16 protein-coding genes are annotated in these 19,227 nt (G+C 64.9%); 9 read left to right on the top strand and 7 right to left on the bottom strand.

From position 1 onward, the window contains the following. Positions 1–216: 216 nt before the first annotated feature. The 6 genes from M1D74_RS10030 to M1D74_RS10055 all read left to right on the top strand — a co-directional run bounded on the left by M1D74_RS10030 (position 217) and on the right by M1D74_RS10055 (position 9,352). Positions 217–1,953, top strand: a complete 1,737-nt coding sequence (locus M1D74_RS10030; protein WP_458115229.1) for an ABC transporter substrate-binding protein — start codon at positions 217–219, stop codon at positions 1,951–1,953. 128 nt (positions 1,954–2,081) lie between these two features. Further along, positions 2,082–3,578 carry a malate:quinone oxidoreductase gene (locus M1D74_RS10035; RefSeq protein WP_309071582.1) on the top strand — a complete coding sequence of 499 codons (1,497 nt, stop codon included), beginning with the start codon at positions 2,082–2,084 and terminating at the stop codon, positions 3,576–3,578. A gap of 44 nt (positions 3,579–3,622) precedes the next feature. Beyond that, positions 3,623–6,778, top strand: a complete 3,156-nt coding sequence (locus M1D74_RS10040) for an efflux RND transporter permease subunit (protein ID WP_309071581.1) — start codon at positions 3,623–3,625, stop codon at positions 6,776–6,778. A 9-nt stretch (positions 6,779–6,787) separates the two neighbouring features. Then, positions 6,788–7,750, top strand: coding sequence for a DMT family transporter (locus tag M1D74_RS10045; RefSeq protein ID WP_458115230.1), 963 nt, complete (start codon positions 6,788–6,790; stop codon positions 7,748–7,750). 47 nt (positions 7,751–7,797) lie between these two features. Continuing rightward, entirely contained in the window at positions 7,798–8,880 is a 1,083-nt protein-coding gene (locus M1D74_RS10050; protein ID WP_458115231.1) for an LLM class flavin-dependent oxidoreductase, read from the top strand. Beyond that, positions 8,873–9,352 carry a MarR family winged helix-turn-helix transcriptional regulator gene (locus M1D74_RS10055; protein ID WP_309071578.1) on the top strand — a complete coding sequence of 160 codons (480 nt, stop codon included), beginning with the start codon at positions 8,873–8,875 and terminating at the stop codon, positions 9,350–9,352. Before M1D74_RS10050 ends, M1D74_RS10055 begins: the two co-directional genes overlap by 8 nt. 31 nt (positions 9,353–9,383) lie before the next feature. Here M1D74_RS10055 and M1D74_RS10060 read toward each other — a convergent pair whose 3' ends face one another. After that, the gene (locus tag M1D74_RS10060; RefSeq protein ID WP_458115232.1) at positions 9,384–10,187 is read right to left on the bottom strand and encodes a transglutaminase-like domain-containing protein; all 804 of its coding nucleotides are present in this window, start codon (positions 10,185–10,187) and stop codon (positions 9,384–9,386) included. 92 nt (positions 10,188–10,279) lie between these two features. On the opposite strand from M1D74_RS10060, the gene M1D74_RS10065 reads away from it, so the two are divergent. Further along, positions 10,280–11,206 carry an oxidoreductase gene (locus M1D74_RS10065; protein WP_458115233.1) on the top strand — a complete coding sequence of 309 codons (927 nt, stop codon included), beginning with the start codon at positions 10,280–10,282 and terminating at the stop codon, positions 11,204–11,206. Between the two features lie 159 nt (positions 11,207–11,365). Continuing rightward, on the top strand, positions 11,366–11,557 hold the full coding sequence (locus M1D74_RS10070; protein WP_309071575.1) for a DUF2795 domain-containing protein: 192 nt from the start codon (positions 11,366–11,368) through the stop codon (positions 11,555–11,557). Positions 11,558–11,591: 34 nt separating this feature from the next. Here M1D74_RS10070 and M1D74_RS10075 read toward each other — a convergent pair whose 3' ends face one another. Then, the gene (locus M1D74_RS10075) at positions 11,592–12,437 is read right to left on the bottom strand and encodes a hypothetical protein (protein ID WP_458115234.1); all 846 of its coding nucleotides are present in this window, start codon (positions 12,435–12,437) and stop codon (positions 11,592–11,594) included. Between the two features lie 96 nt (positions 12,438–12,533). On the opposite strand from M1D74_RS10075, the gene M1D74_RS10080 reads away from it, so the two are divergent. Continuing rightward, a complete protein-coding gene (locus tag M1D74_RS10080) occupies positions 12,534–13,490 on the top strand; it encodes an alpha/beta fold hydrolase (RefSeq protein ID WP_458115235.1) in 957 nt (318 codons plus the stop codon). On the opposite strand, the gene M1D74_RS10085 is transcribed toward M1D74_RS10080, so the two are convergent. The 5 genes from M1D74_RS10085 to M1D74_RS10105 all read right to left on the bottom strand — a co-directional run bounded on the left by M1D74_RS10085 (position 13,383) and on the right by M1D74_RS10105 (position 19,079). After that, complete coding sequence (locus tag M1D74_RS10085) at positions 13,383–14,531, bottom strand: cysteine desulfurase family protein (RefSeq protein WP_458115236.1); 1,149 nt, start codon at positions 14,529–14,531, stop codon at positions 13,383–13,385. The two genes, M1D74_RS10080 and M1D74_RS10085, sit on opposite strands and share 108 nt — an antisense overlap. After that, positions 14,528–15,454, bottom strand: a complete 927-nt coding sequence (gene nadC, locus M1D74_RS10090) for a carboxylating nicotinate-nucleotide diphosphorylase (RefSeq protein ID WP_458115237.1) — start codon at positions 15,452–15,454, stop codon at positions 14,528–14,530. Before nadC ends, M1D74_RS10085 begins: the two co-directional genes overlap by 4 nt. Continuing rightward, positions 15,451–16,992 (bottom strand): L-aspartate oxidase, encoded by a 1,542-nt coding sequence (nadB, locus tag M1D74_RS10095; protein ID WP_458115238.1) that lies wholly within the window; start codon positions 16,990–16,992, stop codon positions 15,451–15,453. Before nadB ends, nadC begins: the two co-directional genes overlap by 4 nt. Then, positions 16,989–18,293 (bottom strand): quinolinate synthase NadA, encoded by a 1,305-nt coding sequence (gene nadA, locus M1D74_RS10100; RefSeq protein ID WP_458115239.1) that lies wholly within the window; start codon positions 18,291–18,293, stop codon positions 16,989–16,991. Before nadA ends, nadB begins: the two co-directional genes overlap by 4 nt. A gap of 63 nt (positions 18,294–18,356) precedes the next feature. Beyond that, positions 18,357–19,079 (bottom strand): NUDIX hydrolase, encoded by a 723-nt coding sequence (locus M1D74_RS10105; protein ID WP_458115240.1) that lies wholly within the window; start codon positions 19,077–19,079, stop codon positions 18,357–18,359. Between the last annotated feature and the right edge of the window lie 148 nt (positions 19,080–19,227).

A 19,227-nucleotide genomic window follows, 5' to 3' on the forward strand; every position in this document is an offset into this window, starting at 1 on the left:
GCTGTGCACAGGTGGGGAGCAATCCCCTCATGACTCCCTGATCCGACTCCTCTAATCAGGTTCAGGGACCGAAGGCGGGTATCTGCATTCCGGTGCGGATACCCGCCTTTTCCTTGGCCGCCGGCCACTTGGTTCTCAGGCTGCGGCCAGCCCTGTGACCTACACTGGAAACTCCGTCCGCAGTAGCTGCCTACTGCACGCGCGCCCGAGGAGACCATGCCAGCGAGCCCCATGCACCGCCGTCGTAATGTGCCGGCGTCCCTGCTGCGTCCGCTTGCTGCGGCAACGGTGCTCGGCCTGACTGCGTGCACCGCTGCCACCCCGGCGCCCACACCGACGACGACGGCGGCGGCCACGTCGGCAGCCCCGGTCCCCGTGGAAGACACCACCACCGGCACGTTCACTTTCGGTACCGCTGCGAACCCTGCGGGCCTTGACCCGGCACTCGTCGCCGACACCGAGTCCTACCGCATCACGCGCCAGATGCTGGAGGGTTTGGTCGGAATTGATCCCCTCACGTCGGAACCGGCACCCCTGCTGGCCACATCGTGGGAGGAACGCGACGAAGGCCGCGCCTATGCGTTTGAGCTGCGGGAGGACGTCGTCTTTCACGACGGCGAGCCATTCAACGCGGAGGCTGTCTGCGCGAACTTCGAGCGCTGGTACACGATGCCGCCGGAAACGCGGGAACTCGACGCATCGATCGCTTTCAAGTCCGTGTTCAAGGCCTTCTCCGACGCTCCCGAGGAGTCACTCTATGACTCCTGCCGGCCGCTCGGGGAACACCGGGTGCTCATCCAGCTGACCGGGCGGCTGACATCCTTCATTCCGGCCCTCGCGCTGCCGGCGTTCGGAATAGCCTCGCCCAAGGCCCTCGAGGAGCTCAATGCCAACCAGCTGACCGTGGAACAGGACGGCAGGCGGCTCTCCCAATTTGCCCTCAGCCCCGTGGGCACGGGACCGTTCACCTTCGAGGCGTGGTCGGAGGGCGAGGTGACCCTCAGCGCTTTCGAGGAGTACTGGGGCACCCCGGGCGAGATACAGACGGTGACTTTCCGCACCCTCCCCCACACCGACGCGAGGCTGCGGGCCCTGCTCCGGGGGGAGATCGACGGATACGACCTCGTCACGGTCGATAACGCAGCGGAACTCGCCCGTCAGGGACAGCAGATTCTTCAGCGCGACCCCTACTCGGTCCTCTACCTCGGTATGAACCAGGATTTCCCCGGCGTCGACGACGTACTGTTCAGGCAGGCAGTCGCCCATGCTGTGGACAAGCAGGCCCTGATCGAGGGCCGCTTCCTCAACGGCACAAGTCCCGCGAACCAGTTCACTCCGCCCAAACTCGGCGTCACCAACGATGAGCTGACCGAATACGACTACAACCCGGAACGAGCGAAGGAACTGCTCGCGGAGGCAGGCTACGACGGCGAACCCCTCCCCTTCCACTACCCCCGCAACGTCTCGCGCCCCTACCTTTCCTCCCCGGAGAAGGTCTATGCCGAGTTGAGCCGGCAGCTCACCGAAGCCGGCTTCAATATCCAGCCCGTGCCCACCGAGTGGTCCGAAGGCTATATCGAGACTGTCCAGAATGACGACGCCCGCGCCTTCCACCTGCTCGGGTGGAGCGGAAGCTATCAGGATCCGGACACATTCGTCGGCGAGCTCTTCAGCGATTACAGCGAGGAGTTCGCGTTCCGCGACAGCCAGCTGTTCAGCAAGATCGCCCGCGCTGTCACGCTGCCGAACGGAGAGGACCGGACGGCCGCGTACCGGGACATCAACGAGAGCATCGCCGTCGATATCCCGGCCGTCCCTCTGGCCTTTCCTATCTCGGCCGCGGTGGTCTCCCCCAAAGTGCTCAGTTATCCGGTGAGCCCCGTGATGCACGAGGTGTTCAACATGATCGACCTCGCCGAAGTCGAGCAGCCGACGCCCGAAGCGCGGGACTAAGCAGCGTGAATGTCAGGGCGCGTGAACTGGGACAAGGATCACGCCCCGGGAGGCCTTTCCAATTTAGGGAACCCCTCTCCCAGAGGCTACGCTTCTAGGGCTAGCGCCCTTGCTATTGGAGACCCATCGTGACTGCTGACAGCCAGGCGGGAAAGCCCGCGAACCACACTGACGTCGTTCTTATTGGCGGCGGAATCATGAGCGCAACCCTTGGTGCGTTCCTCAAGCAGCTGCAGCCCGACTGGAGCATCAGCCTCTTTGAGAGGCTGGACCGTGCAGGGCTGGAAAGCTCCGACCCCTGGAACAACGCCGGAACCGGCCATGCAGCTCTCTGCGAACTGAATTACTCCCCCGCGGCGAGGGACGGCTCAGTGGATCCGGCCAAGGCCATCGCCATCAACGAGCAGTTCCAGATCTCCCGGCAGTTCTGGGCGCACATGGTCTCGAACGGCCACCTGGGTGACCCCGGCAGCTTCATCAACGCCGTTCCGCACATGAGCTTTGTGTGGGGCGAAGGCAATGTGGAGTACCTCCGCCGCCGGTATGAAGCCCTCCGCGCACAGCCGCTCTTCAAGTCCATCGAGTTCGCCACGGACCACTCCGCCATCGCCGAGTGGGCGCCGCTGCTCGTGAAGGATCGCAGCCCGTCGCAGCAGGTTGCTGCTTCCCGGGTCGCCGGCGGAACCGATGTCGATTTCGGCGCGCTTACCCGCAGTCTCACGAGTTACCTTGGCGAGAACGACGTCGACCTCCGCTACGGACACGACGTCACCAACCTCTCCAAGACCTCTCAGAACCGCTGGGACGTGACGGTGCGCAACCGCGCGACCGGCCAGTCCTCCACCGTCAACACGCGCTTCGTGTTCATCGGAGCCGGCGGTGGCGCGCTGCACCTGCTGCAGAAGAGCGGTATTCCGGAGGGACGCGGCTTCGCAGGATTCCCCGTTTCGGGACAGTTCCTTCGCTGCACCAATCCGGACACCGTCAACCAGCACAACGCGAAGGTGTACGGGCAGGCATCGGTCGGAGCTCCGCCCATGTCGGTCCCGCACCTGGACACCCGGTATGTCAACGGTGAGCGTTCCCTGTTGTTCGGCCCCTATGCAGGCTTCTCCACCAAGTTCCTGAAGCGCGGATCGCTGCTGGACCTGCCTTCGTCCATCCGCCCGTCCAACCTCGTGCCGATGCTCGCTGTCGGCAAGGACAATATCCCGCTGACCAAGTACCTCATCAGCGAGGTCCTCAAAAAGCGTGAAGCGAAGAACGAGTACCTCAACGAGTTCGTCCCTTCTGCTGACGGTAACCGGTGGGAACTGATTACCGCCGGGCAGCGTGTACAGGTCATCAAGAAGGCGCCCGGCAAGGGCGGCGTCCTGCAGTTCGGCACCGAGGTCATCACCTCGGCAGACGGTACTGTCGGCGCCCTCCTGGGTGCTTCCCCTGGCGCATCAACGGCGGCACCGATCATGATCGAGCTGATCCGCCGATGCTTCCCCGGTCAGCTTGCTGCCTGGGAGCCCAAATTGAAGGAAATGATCCCTGGCTACGGCACGAAACTCAACGAGAATGAGTCTCTGGCTGATGACATCCTGTCAATGACCGACGAGGTCCTGGGACTCAAGTAGACAGCGGCGCCGCCAGGACTGGTTGCCCGCAGAAGGCAGAACCAATGTTCCGTTTGGCGCAGCTTTCCCTGGGGAATCGCGCACTGATCGCCCTGATCACCGTCTTCGCGGCGGTGTTCGGGGTGATCACCATGGGCTCCCTCAAGCAGGAGCTCATTCCCTCACTGGAGTTCCCCCAGGTCACCGTGGTGTCCTCCCTGCCCGGCGCCAGCCCTGAGTACCTGGACAAGCAGGTGAGCGAGCCCCTGGAAAGCGCGCTGAGCGGTGTGGAGGGGCTGGAGTCGTCATCGGCGACGTCCCGCAACGGCGTTTCAACGGTCAGCCTGATGTTCGCCTACGGCACCGACCTTGACCGGGCACGCGCCCAGGTGGACCGAGCCATTTCCACGGTCCGTCCTGTCCTCCCCGAGGAGGTCGAGCCCCAGTCCCTGGCCGGCAGCATCAATGACCTGCCCGTGGTGTTCATGGCAGTGTCCTCGGATCAGCCGCTCAGCACGTTGGGCGAGGAACTTGCACGGCTGACCGTGCCGCGGCTGCAGAAGGTTGAAGGCGTCCGCAGCGCTGAGATCACCGGCGGCGCGGAACAGCACATCTCCATCCTGCCGCGGGACGGCGATCTTGCCGAGCGCGGAGTCGCCGTCGGTGACATCGTGGACGCACTGGAGAACAACGGCGAGCTGTTCCCCATCGGCACGCTTGAAGAGGGCGAACGCTCCCTCACCATCCAGGCCGGAAGTCCGGTCGAGTCCCTCGACGACATCCGGAACCTTCCCATCCTGACTTCGGAGCGGGTGGACGGCGTTGCACCGGCGGAGGCCGCAACCATCGGTGAGGTTGCGGAAGTGGCCATAGCCGACGACGACGCCACCTCCATCACCCGGACCAACGGCGTTGAGACACTAGCACTGACCGTTACTAAGGTCCCTTCCGCCGACACCGTCACGCTCTCCAACGCCGTGACTGCCCTGATTCCCGAGCTTGAAGCTGAACTGGGCGACGGAGCGAGTATCACGGTCATCTTCGACCAGGCTCCGTTCATTGAGCGGTCCATCGCCGACCTCACCACGGAAGGACTGCTGGGACTTGGCTTCGCCGTCGTCGTTATTCTGGTGTTTTTGCTCTCGGCTCGCTCCACGCTGGTCACGGCGGTGTCCATCCCGTTGTCACTGCTGATCACGTTCATCGGACTGGCGGCCACGGGCTACTCACTCAACATCCTGACGCTGGGTGCGCTGACCATCGCCATCGGCCGTGTGGTTGACGATTCGATCGTCGTCATCGAAAACATCAAGCGGCACCTGAGCTATGGGGAGGACAAGCGAACGGCTATTCTCACCGCCATCCGCGAGGTGGCCGGGGCGATCACCGCCTCTACCCTGACCACGGTGGCGGTCTTCGCGCCCATCGCCTTTGTCGGCGACCTCGCTGGCGAGCTTTTCCGTCCATTCGCGCTGACCGTCACCATCGCACTGTTGGCCTCACTGGCGGTGTCGTTGACCATCGTCCCGGTGCTGGCCTACTGGTTCCTGCCGCGCGCCACCCGCTCCTCTGATGGAATGGACCCCAAGACGGCCGCCGCAAGGCAACGGCACCTGGCCGAGGAGAAGGAGCAACGGTCCTGGCTGCAGCGCGGATACCTTCCGGTCCTGCGTGTCACGCAACGCCACCCGGTGTGGACCGTCGTAGCGGGTGTCCTTGTGCTTGCCGGAACCGTGGCACTGGTGCCCTTCATGCAGACGAACCTGCTCGGCAACTCCGGCCAGAACAGCTTCAGCATTTCCCAGCGCCAGCAACCGGGATCCAGTGTGGAGAACACCGTAGCGGAGGCCGGGCGCGTGGAGGAGGTCCTGTCCCGGTTCGAGGAGATCCGCGACGTTCAGGTAACCGTGGGCAACGCTCCGGGAGCGCTCGGCGCACGATTCTCAGCCGGAGCTTCCACCGCTCAGTTCACGGTGACCACCGAGGAAGACGCGGACCAGCAACAACTCCAGAATGACGTCCGCGCCGCGCTCAATGAACTCGAAGACGCGGGAAACATTTCCCTGTCCAGCCAACAGGGCGGCTTCGGCACCTCCAGCACCGTGGACATCGACATCACCGCGCCGGAGCCGGACATTCTGGCCGAGGCCAGTGACGCCGTCGTCGGCGCTCTGGAGGGGGTACCGGGAGCGCGGGACATTACGTCCAACCTGGCATCCGCACAGCCACAGATCCAGGTGAGTGTGGACCGCGCCGCGGCAGTACGCGCCGGTCTCACCGAAGGGCAGATCGGCGCGTTGCTGGGAGGCAACATCAGCGCCATCCCCGGTGGCTCGGTCCGTCTGGAGGCCACCGACTATCCCATCCTCATCGGGGAAGGGACCGAGATCACCGGCATCGACCAACTGCGCAATCTCTCGGTTCCGACTCCTGCCGGACCGGTACCGCTGACGGACGTGGCGACGGTCGAGGAAGTGCAGGTTCCCCTCACGATCACCAGTTCCAACGGTGAACGTACGGCACAGATTTCCATCACGCCCTCGGAAGACAACCTGGGTGCGCTCACCGCTGCGGTGACCGAGCGGCTGGACGGGGTGACGCTTCCCGCCGGTGCGACGGCCACACTGGGCGGTGCGTCCGAGCAGCAGGCGGAGTCGTTCGGGCAGCTTTTCCTCGCACTCTGGGCGGCGGTGGCAATCGTTTACGTGATCATGGTCGCCACCTTCAAGAGCCTCATCCAGCCGCTGATCCTGCTCGTTTCGGTTCCGTTCGCGGCCACCGGAGCGATTGCGCTGCTGGTGGTCACCGGGATCCCGCTGGGACTGCCTTCGCTGATCGGCATGCTGATGCTGGTGGGCATCGTGGTGACAAACGCAATCGTCCTGATCGACCTTATCAACCAGTATCGACGCCCGCATGATGGTTCGCCCGGGCTCGGCGTTGCGGACGCAATCACCCGTGGAGCCCGGCAACGGTTGCGTCCGATCCTGATGACTGCGCTGGCAACGGTGTTCGCCCTGACCCCGATGGCACTCGGCCTGACAGGGGAAGGCGGGTTTATCTCGCAGCCGCTCGCCGTCGTCGTCATCGGTGGCCTGGTCTCCTCGACCCTGCTGACCCTGGTTCTGGTTCCGGTGCTGTACCGGCTGGTGGAGGGCCGGCGCGAAACCCCGACCATGATGGCTGAAACCCGCGAGTCGGAACTCTCCCTGCAGCGCTAGAGTCGGTGCATGAATCCACCGTCCACTCTTGGCCTTGTGCTGCGCTTCGCCTTCCTCGCTCTGGCCTGGGGATGCAGCTTCCTGTTCATCAAGGTGGCGTTGGAGGGGCTTTCACCCAGTCAGGTGGTTCTGGGTCGGCTGCTGATCGGTGCGCTGACCCTGGGCCTGGTGGTCTGGGCCGGCAAAGTACCCCTTCCGCGCGGACTCAAGGTCTGGGGGCACCTTTTCGTCCTCGGGGCGTTTCTCTGTGTAGTCCCCTTCACCCTGTTTGCGGCTGCGGAGACCATGATCTCGTCCGGGCTGGCCAGCATTTACAACGCAACGACGCCGCTGCTCACCGCACTGGTTGCGATCCTCGCCTTGCCCGGCGAGCGGCTGACACGCCGTGCAGCGGGCGGACTGGCGCTCGGATTCCTGGGAGTCCTGGTGGTGGTCGGCCTGCCGGTCGGCGCGCCAACGAGCGGCGGCGGGGAACTGGCCGGGCAGCTGATGTGCCTTGGTGCCACGGCGTGTTATGGCATCGGATTCGTCTGGATCCGCCGCTTCATCAGCCCGCTTGGCCTGCCGGCGGCGTCAGTGGCGTTTGTCCAGGTAGGGCTGGGGGCCGTCGTCGCGCTTGTTCTGGCTCCCTTCACCGCGCTGCAGCCGGTAGTTCTGGAGCTACCCGTAGTACTGTCCATCCTTGCTCTCGGTGCGCTGAGTACGGGGCTCGCCTACATCTGGAACACCGAGATCGTCACCGGTTGGGGCGCGACGAGCGCGTCCTCGGTCACCTACCTCACTCCTGTCGTTGGAGTGATCGCCGGTGTTCTGGTGCTGGGGGAAACCTTCAGCTGGAACCAACCGCTTGGCGGAGCGCTTGTCGTTCTCGGGGTTGTGCTGACCAAGCTGCGGCGCCGACGCCCAACGGGGAATGCACGCCCGCCCGGCCCCGGTGTTCAGCGGGAACAAATGCGTAAAGGGCGTGGTTAGGCAGTACAGTAGATGCAAATGCATGTACTTCTAGGAGGAGGAATCCCATGCAACTCGGTATCTTCAGCGTCGGCGATGTAACGGTTGACCCCACCACCAACACTGTTCCCACTGAGCACGAACGCATCAAGGCAATGGTGACCATCGCCAAGCATGCCGAGGACGTCGGCCTCGATGTCTTTGCAACCGGTGAACACCACAACCGGCCGTTCGTACCCAGCTCCCCCACCACCATGCTCGGTTACGTCGCGGCGCAGACCTCGCGGATCATCCTCTCGACGTCCACCACGCTGATCACCACCAATGACCCGGTCAAGATCGCCGAGGACTACGCCATGCTCCAGCATCTTGCTGACGGCCGGGTGGACCTCATTCTGGGACGTGGAAACACCGCGCCGGTCTACCCCTGGTTCGGCAAGAACCCGCAGGACAGCGTTGACCTCACGGTCGAGAACTACCATCTGCTGCGCCGGCTCTGGGACGAGGACGTCGTGACGTGGGAGGGCAAGCACCGCACCCCCCTGCATAACTTCACCTCCACTCCCCGCCCGCTCGACGGCGTTGCCCCCTTTGTCTGGCACGGTTCCATCCGCACGCCGCAGGTCGCCGAGATCGCCGCCTACTACGGTGACGGCTATTTCGCGAACAACATCTTCTGGCCCAAGGAGCACTACCAGCAGCTCATTTCGCTCTACCGTGAGCGGTACGCGCACTACGGCCACGGCACGCCCGAGCAGGCGATCGTCGGACTGGGCGGGCAGTTCTTCATCCGGCCCAAGTCGCAGGACGCCGTCAACGAGTTCCGGCCCTACTTCGACAACGCGCCGGTGTACGGCCACGGGCCCTCCCTCGAGGACTTCACGTCCCAGACGCCGCTGACCGTGGGCAGCCCGCAGGAGCTGATCGACAAGACTCTGACCTTCCGCGAGTTCTTCGGCGATTACCAGCGCCAGCTGTTCCTCGTCGACCATGCCGGGCTGCCGCTCAAGACGGTGCTGGAGCAGCTTGACCTGTTCGGATCAGACGTCCTGCCCACGCTGCGCAAGGAATTCGCCGAGCGCACGCCTGCCAACGTTCCCGCTCCCCCGACGTTCGAGAACCGGAAGGCTGCGGTGCCTGCCAATGCCTGAGACACCGGCCACACCGCTGCGCCTCACCGCTGACGCCTGGGAGTCCCTCTTCCGGGCACAGGTCGCGGTGATGCGGCGGCTGCGGAGGGACCCGTCTTTTTCGAACCTCGCGATCGGCGAATACGACGTGCTGTTCAACCTCAGCCGCTGCCCCACCGGCTGGACCCGCCTCAACGAGCTCAACAGCCACCTCCTGATCAGCCAGCCGAGCCTCAGCCGGATGGCGGAACGGCTGGAATCGAAGGGCCTCATTCAGCGCAAGCAGGCACCCGACGATCAGCGGGGCGTGCTGCTTGCACTTACCGATGAAGGCCGGCGACTGCAGCGGGAGATCGGTGCGGCACACGTGCGCACCATTCACGGCCTGCTCGGTCCGTTGCTGGACGAGGCGGAGATGGAGCAGCTGCTGGCCCTGACGGCGAAAATCAGGGCCGGCCTCGAGAACGACGACGGCGCGCACGGGTCGAGGTGACCGCCTCTTCCGGCCTCCGTGCGGAGATGCGCTAGCGGAGACGGACGAGGGAAGCGCCGTCGTCGTCGTGCAGGGTGTCCACCGTGGCGGTGACCTTGAGGGTGTCCAGTGTGAGGCTCCCGCCGACCGTCGACAGGAAGGCCGTGTCCGAGGCGTCCCGGCCCGTTGCGATGCGCAGCAGGTTGGTCCTCGGCGCGAGGCCGGTTGCATCGATGACATGCCAGGCGCCGTCCACCCACGCCTCCACGACAGCGTGGAAGTCCATCGGCGTCAGGCCGGGCGCGTAAACCGACACAAGCCGGGCGGGAACATCTTTGGCCCTCAGCAGTGCGATCGCCAGATGAGCGTAGTCGCGGCAGACTCCGCGCCGCGCCAGCAGCGTGTCAGTCGCGCCGTCGGTATGGCGCGAGGAGCCGGAAACATAGCTGAGATTTCCGCTCACCCATTCCCGCACTGCGGACAGCAGTTCGCTGCCCTGCAGAGACCCGAACAAAGCGTACGAGGTCGGCAGCAACCGGTCCGACTCGCAGTAACGGCTGGGGCGCACGTAACGGACGAGGTCGGCGTCGTCCTTCTCGGGCTCGTCAGCAACGCCGGACACCTCGGCGCGATAGTTCAGTTCAAGGTTCGCGGGTTGCTCGAGCGTCAGCGTGTGGAGGATTCCGCCGTGGACGTCAGCGACGGGGGTGAGTGCCACCGGTTCGCCGTCGGCAGTGACTTCCAGGACTTCATCGACTGCGGAATAACCGGAATTGCGGGCAACCGCCACAGAGAAGGCCATGGAGGTCGAGGCCCGCGTCCGGGCGGTCAGCTTGGCCGTAACCAATCGGTTCATTCCTGGTAGCTCCTCGCGGCTGTTGATGAGCGATGAATGGTGCCGGTCTGTAACACTGGCTGTAACACGGTACGACGAGAAAGGTACACGTTGTGAATCGCTCTTCCGCGGAAAGTTCCGGAGAACATCGCCTGGACGGGCTGACCGCCGTCGTTACCGGGGCCAACAGCGGGCTGGGGCTGCAGACCGCAATCGGCCTGGCCCGGCGTGGTGCAGCGGTGGTTCTGGCGTGCCGCAGCGCGGAGCGGGGTGCGGCTGCTCTTCGGATCGCCCGCGAGGCGACAGGGAGCGCATCCCTCACAGTGAGGCCGCTCGACCTCGGGAATCTTCAATCTGTGCGGTCGTTCAGCCGTGACTGGACCGGACCGCTGGATCTTCTGGTGAACAATGCCGGAGTCATGGCGACGCCGTTGAAACGGACGGCGGACGGCTTCGAACAGCAATTCGGCATCAATCATCTCGGGCATTTCGCCCTGACCGGCCTGCTCCTGGATGCCCTCCGCCGGTCGGACGCTGCCAGGGTGGTCACGGTATCTTCGCTTGCTCATCGTCGCGGACGGATTCACTTCGACGACCTGAATGCGCGCTCCAGGTACCGGCCGTGGAAGGCCTACAGCCAGAGCAAGCTCGCCAATCTGCTGTTCACCATGGAACTGGACTGCCGTCTGCGGGCAGCCGGGTGGCCAGTCATCGCCGTCGCCGCCCATCCCGGGCTTTCGACGACGAACCTGACCGCCGGGATGCGCGGGGCGGCCGTCCTGGACCTGATGGGTGGCTTCTTCCGGGTCATGGGCCAGTCGGATGTTGAGGGCGCGAAACCCATTCTGCTGGCCGCCACCGGCCCGCAAGTGCACGGCGGGGACTATTACGGTCCGGATGGACCGGGGGAAACCCGTGGACAGCCTGTCCTGGTTGCGCCGGCACCCTCTGTACTCGATGAGGAGGTCTCCGCGCGACTGTGGTCAGTCAGCGAAGAGCTCACGGGAGTGAGCTTCGCCGGGCTTCCGGCGGTGGGGTGACACCCCGGACGGCATCTGCCATCGAACCCTTGAACAGAACGGAATGGTAACCATACTGTTGGTTCTGGATTCCAAGCGACCGCCGACCATTGTGCCGGTCTCAGTCGGGAGCAGCGAAGCCATCCGGAATACCGAGCAGAGCTAGCGAAAGGGAAGACCATGGCCGATTCTCCGAGCCCGATCGACATCCAGAAAGCCCTCGGCGGCGTCAGCTATCCTGCGAAGAAGGATGACCTGGTCAGCAACGCGGAGAGCTCCGGCGCGGACGACACCGTGCTCGAAGCGCTGAGGGGCATCGCTGACAAGGAGTATGAGTCGCCGGCGGAGGTCAGCAAAGCCGTCTCCAAGTAGCAGACTCCCGGGACCGATTGAGCCCCGCCCGGGTTTAGCTCGCGACCTGTAGCGACATGATCATCCGGCGAATCTGGTCAAAGCCCTTCTGGCCGAACCGTTTCTGCGCTTCGGCGATAGTCGCGAATGATTCTGTCCGTGAGCCGACCTGGGTGGGGTCCAAGGCACGCAACTCGGTTGCGTCCCCGAAGGAATAAAGCCCGATGTGCTCGGGCCCCTGCACAGTGTTCTTGAGCACGCACGCTGCACCGTCCGCCCCACCGACCACATCGGTCAGCCCATATGAACTGAAAAACCTGAAACCCTGCGCGAGCCGCACCACGAAACGCGGCGCGATGGACCCCTCTGCTTCGGCGGTCGAGGGGATGTCAACGGGTTCACTGCTCAACACAACATACGGGCTTGCGGCATCAGGGGCGCATTCCTCGGACACCGGCGTGATGCGTGTGTGCAATTGAGCCAGCCTCTGTCCTTCGGCGTTCGACACCTCAAAGTGCAACCCACCCTCATCGAACCCTTCCCCGGGGTCTTCGATCGTCTCGACAGTCCAGCCTTCCAGCAGCTCAAAGCTGACCAGCCGCTGCTCATCCGTGAAGACGGTCCAGCCATCACCCGGCGCTGGGCGTTCCGGGAGCATGGGCAATGGAACCGGGGTTTCACTGGGGGTCGCGGAAGCCCCACCTTCAGTAGTTGCACCGACGGAAGGACTGGCGGGCGGGCGATCGCCGATGACAAGGTCGTCACAGCCGGTGATCGACGCGGCGGCCACGGTCAGGAGCACCGCGCCGCTCAGAAGACGAAACCCCGCACTTCGTGCCATCGCGAGTCTTGCCATGCCGGATCTTGCCATGCCGGATGTTGCCATGCCGAATCTTGCCATGCCGAATCCTCTCCGATACTCTCCTGCCTCCCACTCTATGCAGTGAGGAAGATCACGAGGAGACATCCGCATGGGGCGCGGCTGAGAATTCCTAGTGTGAAGCGTTCGATCAGCACCTCCCTCGGCACGGCGGTGGTGCGTGTGCTGCCGGCTATGTCACCCGCCACACCGGGTCAGAAGGCACCGCCGTGGGTTTTCCTGCACGGTGCTTCCGGCTCGTGGCGAACTTTCCGGGCTCAAATGAACCAACCTCACTCGAGGTTCGACCTGGTCTTTCTCGACTTGCCGGGTTGGGGAGATTCCGAAGTTTCCGGAACATTCGCCGTGCACCAACAGAGCCGCGCGGTGGTCGAAGTATTGACGTCCCTCGGCTACCGGTCCTGGTACCTCTTCGGCCATTCCATGGGAGCCGTGCTGGCACTGGACATCGCGGCGTCGTGCCCCGCTGAAACGCACGCCGTCCTCGCCCTCTCCCCCACCGCGTTGACCGCACAGACCGCCCTGAGTCAACCCTTCCGCCATCCCGCAATGGCGCCGCTTGTCGGAATGTACGTGCTGATGGTGCTGCTGCGGGCGTTCGGGCGTCAATCGTCCGTGCTGCTTCGACACGTCGAGCGTCTCGGCCTGCTGCGTCTGATCCTCAGCCCGCTGTTCGCCCGCCCTTTCAGCCTGCGGCGCCAGGTGTTCGAAGACCTCGCAATCGACGCACGGCCGGCATCATTCATCGCGGCGTCGGGCGCCTTGCGGAAGTACGACGCCGGCATCTGGCGATCGATCGCAACGCCGACCGTTCTCGCGCGGGGAAGCAAGGACATCTTCACCCGTCCGGCCGAATTGCACGCACTCGCCGCCCTTCTGCCGCACGCCCACGCGGTGGTGCTGGCCGACGCCGGACACTTCGCACACCTGGAGGACCCGGCAGCTGTCTCCGGTTTGCTGTCGCGTCTACGCCCGGCTTCCGATTCCCTGAACGGTTCTGACGGACGAGACAACAGCACGAGCAGCCAGCGCGATCTCGGCGTCACTCGTCGCAGCGGTCCAGGAAAGCCGTAGCGCTGTCTGGGCGACCTCAGCCTCCAGGCCCATCGCAAGCAGGACAGCCGAGGGTTCGCTGGCGCCGGCCGCGCACGCCGACCCGCTGGAAGACACAACGCCGGCCCGCTCCAGCTCAAGCAGGATCGCCTCACCGCTGGCACCGGGGAAGCAGAACGAGGCGATGTTCGGCAACCGCTGTGTCGGGTGCCCGGTCAGCACCGCCCCATCCACGCCTTCGAGCACAGTTCGGGCCAGGTGGTCCCGGCGGGCCACGGAAGCAGCAGAGTGCTCGGTCCGCGCCTGATGCGCCAGCCGCAAGGCGGTAGCAATGGCCACTGCGCCGGCAACATTTTCGGTCCCCGACCGCCGTCCCCGTTCCTGCCCACCGCCATGGACCAGCGGCTCAAGCGGCAGTCGCGAGCGGACATACAGGACACCGCACCCTTTCGGCGCGCCGAGCTTGTGGCCGGAGATGCTCATGGCATCCACGCCCAGTTCGGTTGTATCCAGCGGCAGCCAACCGGCCGCCTGCACCGCATCGGTGTGGAAGGGCACTCCCTGTTCATGGCACATTGCTGCCAGGGAGGCAAGAGGTTGAACGGTGCCTACCTCGTTGTTCGCGTACATGATGGTGCACAGCGTGGTCTCCGGATCGAGCGCCTCACGGAGTGCCTCTTCTCTGACCAGACCCTCGGACGTCACCGGGAGGAGCGTGACGCGGAAACCATGCAACCGCTTCAGGTAGTCCAGCGTTTCGAGTACCGCGGGATGCTCAATCGCCGACGCAAGGATGTGCCGCCCTTTGGGACGTGCCAGGGCAATCCCCTTGATCGCCAGGTTGTCCGCCTCAGTGCCGCCCGAGGTGAAGACGACGTCGGCCGGCTTGCAGTTCAGCTCCGTGGCCACCAGAGTGCGCGCGTACCCGAGTGCCCGCGCAGCCGACTCTCCTACCGTGTGGTGGCTGGACGGGTTTCCGTACTCGCTGGTGAGCAGGGGCCACATTGCTTCGAGAACCTCCCGGCGCACCGGGGTGGTCGCTGCAGCGTCGAGGTAGATCACCGCACGCCCTCCGACGAACTCCGCCCACCACGGCGGCCTGAATCAGCAGTCCCGTCAATGTGGATGTCCAGGCCGAGATCAAGCGCCCGCACACTGTGTGTCAGCGCTCCGGACGAGATGATGTCGACGCCGGTGCGCGCGATGGCTCCAACGGTCTCCAACCGCACATTGCCGCTGGCCTCCACCAGCGCGCGCCCTGCTATCTGCTTCACTCCGGCTGCCAGGTCATCGAGGCTGAAGTTGTCTAGCATGATGGTGTCGACGCCCGCTGCAAGCACCGGTTCGATCTGGTCGAGCCGGTCGACTTCGACCTCGAAGTGGACCGTGTGCGGCAGCCTGCGTCGGGCTTCGCGCAAAGCGTCGGTCAGGTCGACGGTACCCCCCTGCGTCAGGACGGCGAGGTGATTGTCCTTCGCCATGACCGCGTCGGAGAGGCTGAACCGGTGATTTGATGCACCGCCGCAGCGCACTGCATGCCGCTCAAGGACGCGCAGTCCCGGCGTCGTTTTCCGCGTATCCACGACGCGGGCACCGGTTCCGGCGACCTCAGCGACGAACCGTGCCGTGAGCGTAGCAATGCCGCTCAGCCGCTGGGCGAGGTTAAGCGCCACGCGCTCTGCAGTGAGTACCGAGCGAGCCGGCCCGGACACGACGGCCAGCACAGCGCCGACGTCGAACACGTCGCCGTCCCGGACCTCAAACCTCACCTCAATCTGCGGATCGGTGAGTCGCATGGCTGCCTCAACGACCTGTTCTCCGCAGAACACGCCGGACTCGCGCGCCACAACGGCGGCCTCGGCACGCGCGTCTGACGGAATAAGCGTCTGCGAGGTCACGTCTCCCCACGGAGCATCTTCAGCGAGCGCAGCGGAAACAATGCGGTCGACGTCGGCCGTTGACGGCTTAGGCGGGGCGTACTTCACGAGGGTCTCCTCAGAATGATGGGATTGCCCGGTTCGGCAGATGTGCCGGGAAAATCGGACCGATAGTGCGCTCCACGCGATTCCTCCCGTGAGAGCGCTGCCGACGCGATGAGCCGGGAACAGAGCAGGAGGTTGGCGGTTTCCCGCTGCGCAAGCGACGAGCCCGTCGATCGCCATTCCGCCAGCTGCTTGGAGGCAACGCGGAGGCCGGCCTCGTCCCGCAGAACGGAGACGTGCTCGGACATGATGCGCCGTACATCGTTCCGGTCTGCCTGAAGCGGCCCGGGCGCCAGGTCCAAAGCAGGTGCCTTGACGGCAGGCCACGTCACCGGTCCGGTGGCGATCGCCTCCGCTGCGCGGGCGCCGAAGACCAGTCCCTCCAGCAGCGAGTTGGATGCGAGCCGGTTTGCACCGTGCACCCCTGTTCTCGCGACCTCCCCCACCGCATACAGACCGGGTAGCGATGTTCGCCCACGGGAGTCACTGAGCACTCCGCCCATCCAGTAATGCGCGGCGGGAACCACGGGCAGCCACCCGCGCGCCCAGTCAAAGCCCGCCTGCCGCGTCACCGCGGTCAAGGTGGGGAATCGGCGGGCAAGAAAATCGGCTCCGAGGCCCGTTGCGTCGAGATACACCTCCACCCCTCCGGTTCGAGCCAGGTGCAGCCCGATGCTTCGCGAAACGACGTCCCGGGGCGCAAGCTCACCGGCCGGGTGATAGTCGGTCATGAACCGCCGCCCGGAGCTGTCCCTGAGCACCGCGCCTTCTCCCCGGACGGCCTCCGAGATCAGCGGATGTCCGGCAACGTTCAGGGAGGTCGGGTGAAACTGGAAGAACTCGAGATCGGCGAGCGCGGCACCCGCGCGCCAGGCAGCAGCAACGCCGTCGCCCGTGGCTACTGACGGATTGGTGCTGTGCTGGAACAGTCCTCCTGCACCGCCGGTGGCGAGTACGACGGCGTCAGCTGACACCGTTTCCAGTCCACCATCGTGAAGTACGACGACGCCTGTCACCCGACCGCCCGTGGTAACCAGGTCTGCGGCGAAGGCGTGTTCGCGCAACGTGATGCCGGGATCCTGCCGGGCGGCGCGGATCAGCGGGGCCGCGATGCCGGCACCGGTGGCGTCTCCGCCGATATGAAGGATGCGGGAAGCGGCGTGGGCAGCTTCCCGGCCGACTGCCAGATTCCCATCGGGAGCACGGTCGAACGAGGCGCCAAGATCGGCCAGCCTGCCGATCGCCGGCGCCGCCTCTGAACACAGCAGGCGTACGGCAGCTTCGTCACAGAGCCCGGCGCCTGCAGCGAGGGTGTCGGCGGCGTGCTGGTCGACGCTGTCCACATCGGTGACCGCAGCTGCGGAAAGTCCGTGAGTGGAGGTGGAGAGTACCGCCGCGATCCCGCCCTGCGCGTACCAGGTGTTGCTCTCTGCAAGGGTGCCTTTCGCCAGAACTGTGACGTGCACGTCCGATTGCCGACGCAACTCCAGCGCCGTATACAGGCCGGCTATTCCGCTGCCGACCACCAGGACGTGGGTCATGGCTTGGCCGCCAGCATCCGTTCCAGCGCTACGCGGGCGTGGGCCGCAACGTCCGCTTCGACAACGATCTGGTTCCGCACTTCCCCGGCCACAAGGCCCTCAAGCACCCAGGCTAGATACCCCGGGTGGATCCGGTACATCGTTGAGCACGGGCAGATGACCGGGTCCAGGCAGAAAATGGTGTGTTGCGGGAACTCAGCCGCGAGCCGATTCACCATGTTGATTTCCGTGCCCACCGCGAAGGTGCCGCCCGGTGCTGCTGCGGCGATGGCCTTGCGGATGTAGTCGGTGGAGCCGGCCTCATCCGCCGCATCGACGACGGGCATCGGGCACTCCGGGTGCACGATGACCCTGACGCCCGGGTACTCCGCCCGCGCCTTCTCGATCTGGTTGACCGTGAACCGCTTGTGGACCGAGCAGAACCCGTGCCAGAGGATCACGCGTGAATTTACGAGCTCCTGTTCCGAGTTGCCGCCGAGCACTTTGCGGGGGTTCCACATGGGCATCTCATTCAGCGACACGCCCATAGCCTTCGCCGTATTGCGGCCCAGGTGCTGGTCAGGGAAGAAGAGGACTCTCTGGCCCCGTTCGAAGGCCCACTGGAGCACCGTCGCCGCGTTCGAGGAGGTGCAGACTATGCCGCCGTTGCGCCCGCAGAAGGCCTTCAGCGCCGCCGAAGAATTCATGTAGGTGACGGGGATGACGGGCTGGCGGCCGGCGTCGTCGGGCTCTGTTCCGAAAAGTTCCTCCAGCTGTTCCCAGCAGTCCGCCACCGAGTCTGCATCCGCCATGTCGGCCATTGAGCAGCCGGCCGCGAGGTTGGGCAGGATCACGCTCTGCTCGGGCTTGGAGAGGATGTCAGCTGTCTCGGCCATGAAGTGAACACCGCAGAACACGATCGCTTCAGCGTCGGGACGCGTCAACGCGGCGTTGGCCAGCTGAAACGAGTCACCCACGAAGTCGGCGTGTTTGACCACCTCATCGCGCTGGTAGAAGTGGCCCAGAATGACCAGGCGATTCCCCAACGTTTCTTTGGCAGCGAGAATACGTGCTTCAAGCTCGGCGTCGTCGGCAAGCCTGTACTCCTCGGGCAGGGCACCCTGACGGGGTGTCGCCGCCGGAGCGGTGTCCAGCATGGAGGCTCCCGGTCCATAATCGGGGCCCTGGTCGGGTGTAGCCGGCATGTCGAACTCCCATGGTCCACGGGCGAGGTCCGGACTGCAGGTGCTGCCCTGGGTTGCTGCTGACCGCTCAGCGTCCTCGCGCGTCAGAAGCTGGATGGCGGTGTTGATGCTTGTCATGGGACTCTCCCTGGTGGAAACGGGCTCGAGCGAGCCGGTGATACTCGGTGGGTTGGTATTGAGTTACGGTGCGTCGGCGGGCTGTGGCTGCCCGGGTCCGCCGTTCGGCACGGGACCCGCATAGCGGTAGAGCCGCGGTGGACGATGGCGGGTGCCCGTGAGGTACTCCTCCGTGGGCTCGATCTGCGGGGTGGCACGCAGCTGGCGTCGAAAATTCGCCGGGTCCAGTTCCCTGTCCAGGACTGCCTCGTACACCTCACGGACCTGGGCAAGAGTGAAGCGCTCGCCCAGAAGGTGATAGGCGATGGAGCCGTACTCCATCTTGTTGCGCAGCCGCCACAGCGCATAGTCGACGATCTCGTTGTGATCGAAGGCAAGCCGCTCCAGCTTGTCGGCGCGGAACCACCTCACATTTTCCGACTCGCGGGTCAGTGCCGCCTCGTCCGGCTGGACCAGCGCCCAGTAGACGATGGAAACGAGCCTCTGCCCGACCGACCGGTGCAGACCTCCGAATGCGTACAGCTGCTCGAGGTACTTCGGGGCCAGGCCTGTGGTCTCGAGAAGATTGCGCGAGGCTGCGTCCTGGAGCGATTCAGAGTGCGCCAGCGGTCCGCCCGGGAGCGCCCACTGGCCAAGGTACGGCTGACGGATGCGCCGCACGAGCGGCAGCCACAGGGTCGGGCGGCCGGAAGCCTCGCTGGGGCGTAGCCCGAAGATCACAGTAGAAATAGCCAACGACGGCGGCTGTTGGCTCCGTTCGGATACGTTCGCCGAGGCGATGGTCACCCTGCACCTCCTTTCAGCTGGACTCCGGTCGGTGCGGTACGCGCAGTACATGCTGCAACGCGCCCGCTGCGTACAGTCAGGTGGTTTTGCAGCTACTTATAGTCACATTGACTATAAGTCATTCTAAACCGCCGTCCGGCATGAGACG

The organism is Arthrobacter sp. D2-10 (genome assembly GCF_054161285.1).

Bases quoted from the DNA above. Each gene is read 5' to 3' on its own strand.
- M1D74_RS10075 (WP_458115234.1), bottom strand. From the start codon at position 12,437: ATGGCAAGATTCGGCATGGCAACATCCGGCATGGCAAGATCCGGCATG.
- nadA (WP_458115239.1), bottom strand. From the start codon at position 18,293: ATGACAAGCATCAACACCGCCATCCAGCTTCTGACGCGCGAGGACGCT.
- M1D74_RS10060 (WP_458115232.1), bottom strand. From the start codon at position 10,187: ATGAACCGATTGGTTACGGCCAAGCTGACCGCCCGGACGCGGGCCTCG.
- M1D74_RS10045 (WP_458115230.1), top strand. From the start codon at position 6,788: ATGAATCCACCGTCCACTCTTGGCCTTGTGCTGCGCTTCGCCTTCCTC.
- M1D74_RS10070 (WP_309071575.1), top strand. From the start codon at position 11,366: ATGGCCGATTCTCCGAGCCCGATCGACATCCAGAAAGCCCTCGGCGGC.
- M1D74_RS10040 (WP_309071581.1), top strand. From the start codon at position 3,623: ATGTTCCGTTTGGCGCAGCTTTCCCTGGGGAATCGCGCACTGATCGCC.
- M1D74_RS10030 (WP_458115229.1), top strand. From the start codon at position 217: ATGCCAGCGAGCCCCATGCACCGCCGTCGTAATGTGCCGGCGTCCCTG.
- nadB (WP_458115238.1), bottom strand. From the start codon at position 16,992: ATGACCCACGTCCTGGTGGTCGGCAGCGGAATAGCCGGCCTGTATACG.
- M1D74_RS10050 (WP_458115231.1), top strand. From the start codon at position 7,798: ATGCAACTCGGTATCTTCAGCGTCGGCGATGTAACGGTTGACCCCACC.
- M1D74_RS10055 (WP_309071578.1), top strand. From the start codon at position 8,873: ATGCCTGAGACACCGGCCACACCGCTGCGCCTCACCGCTGACGCCTGG.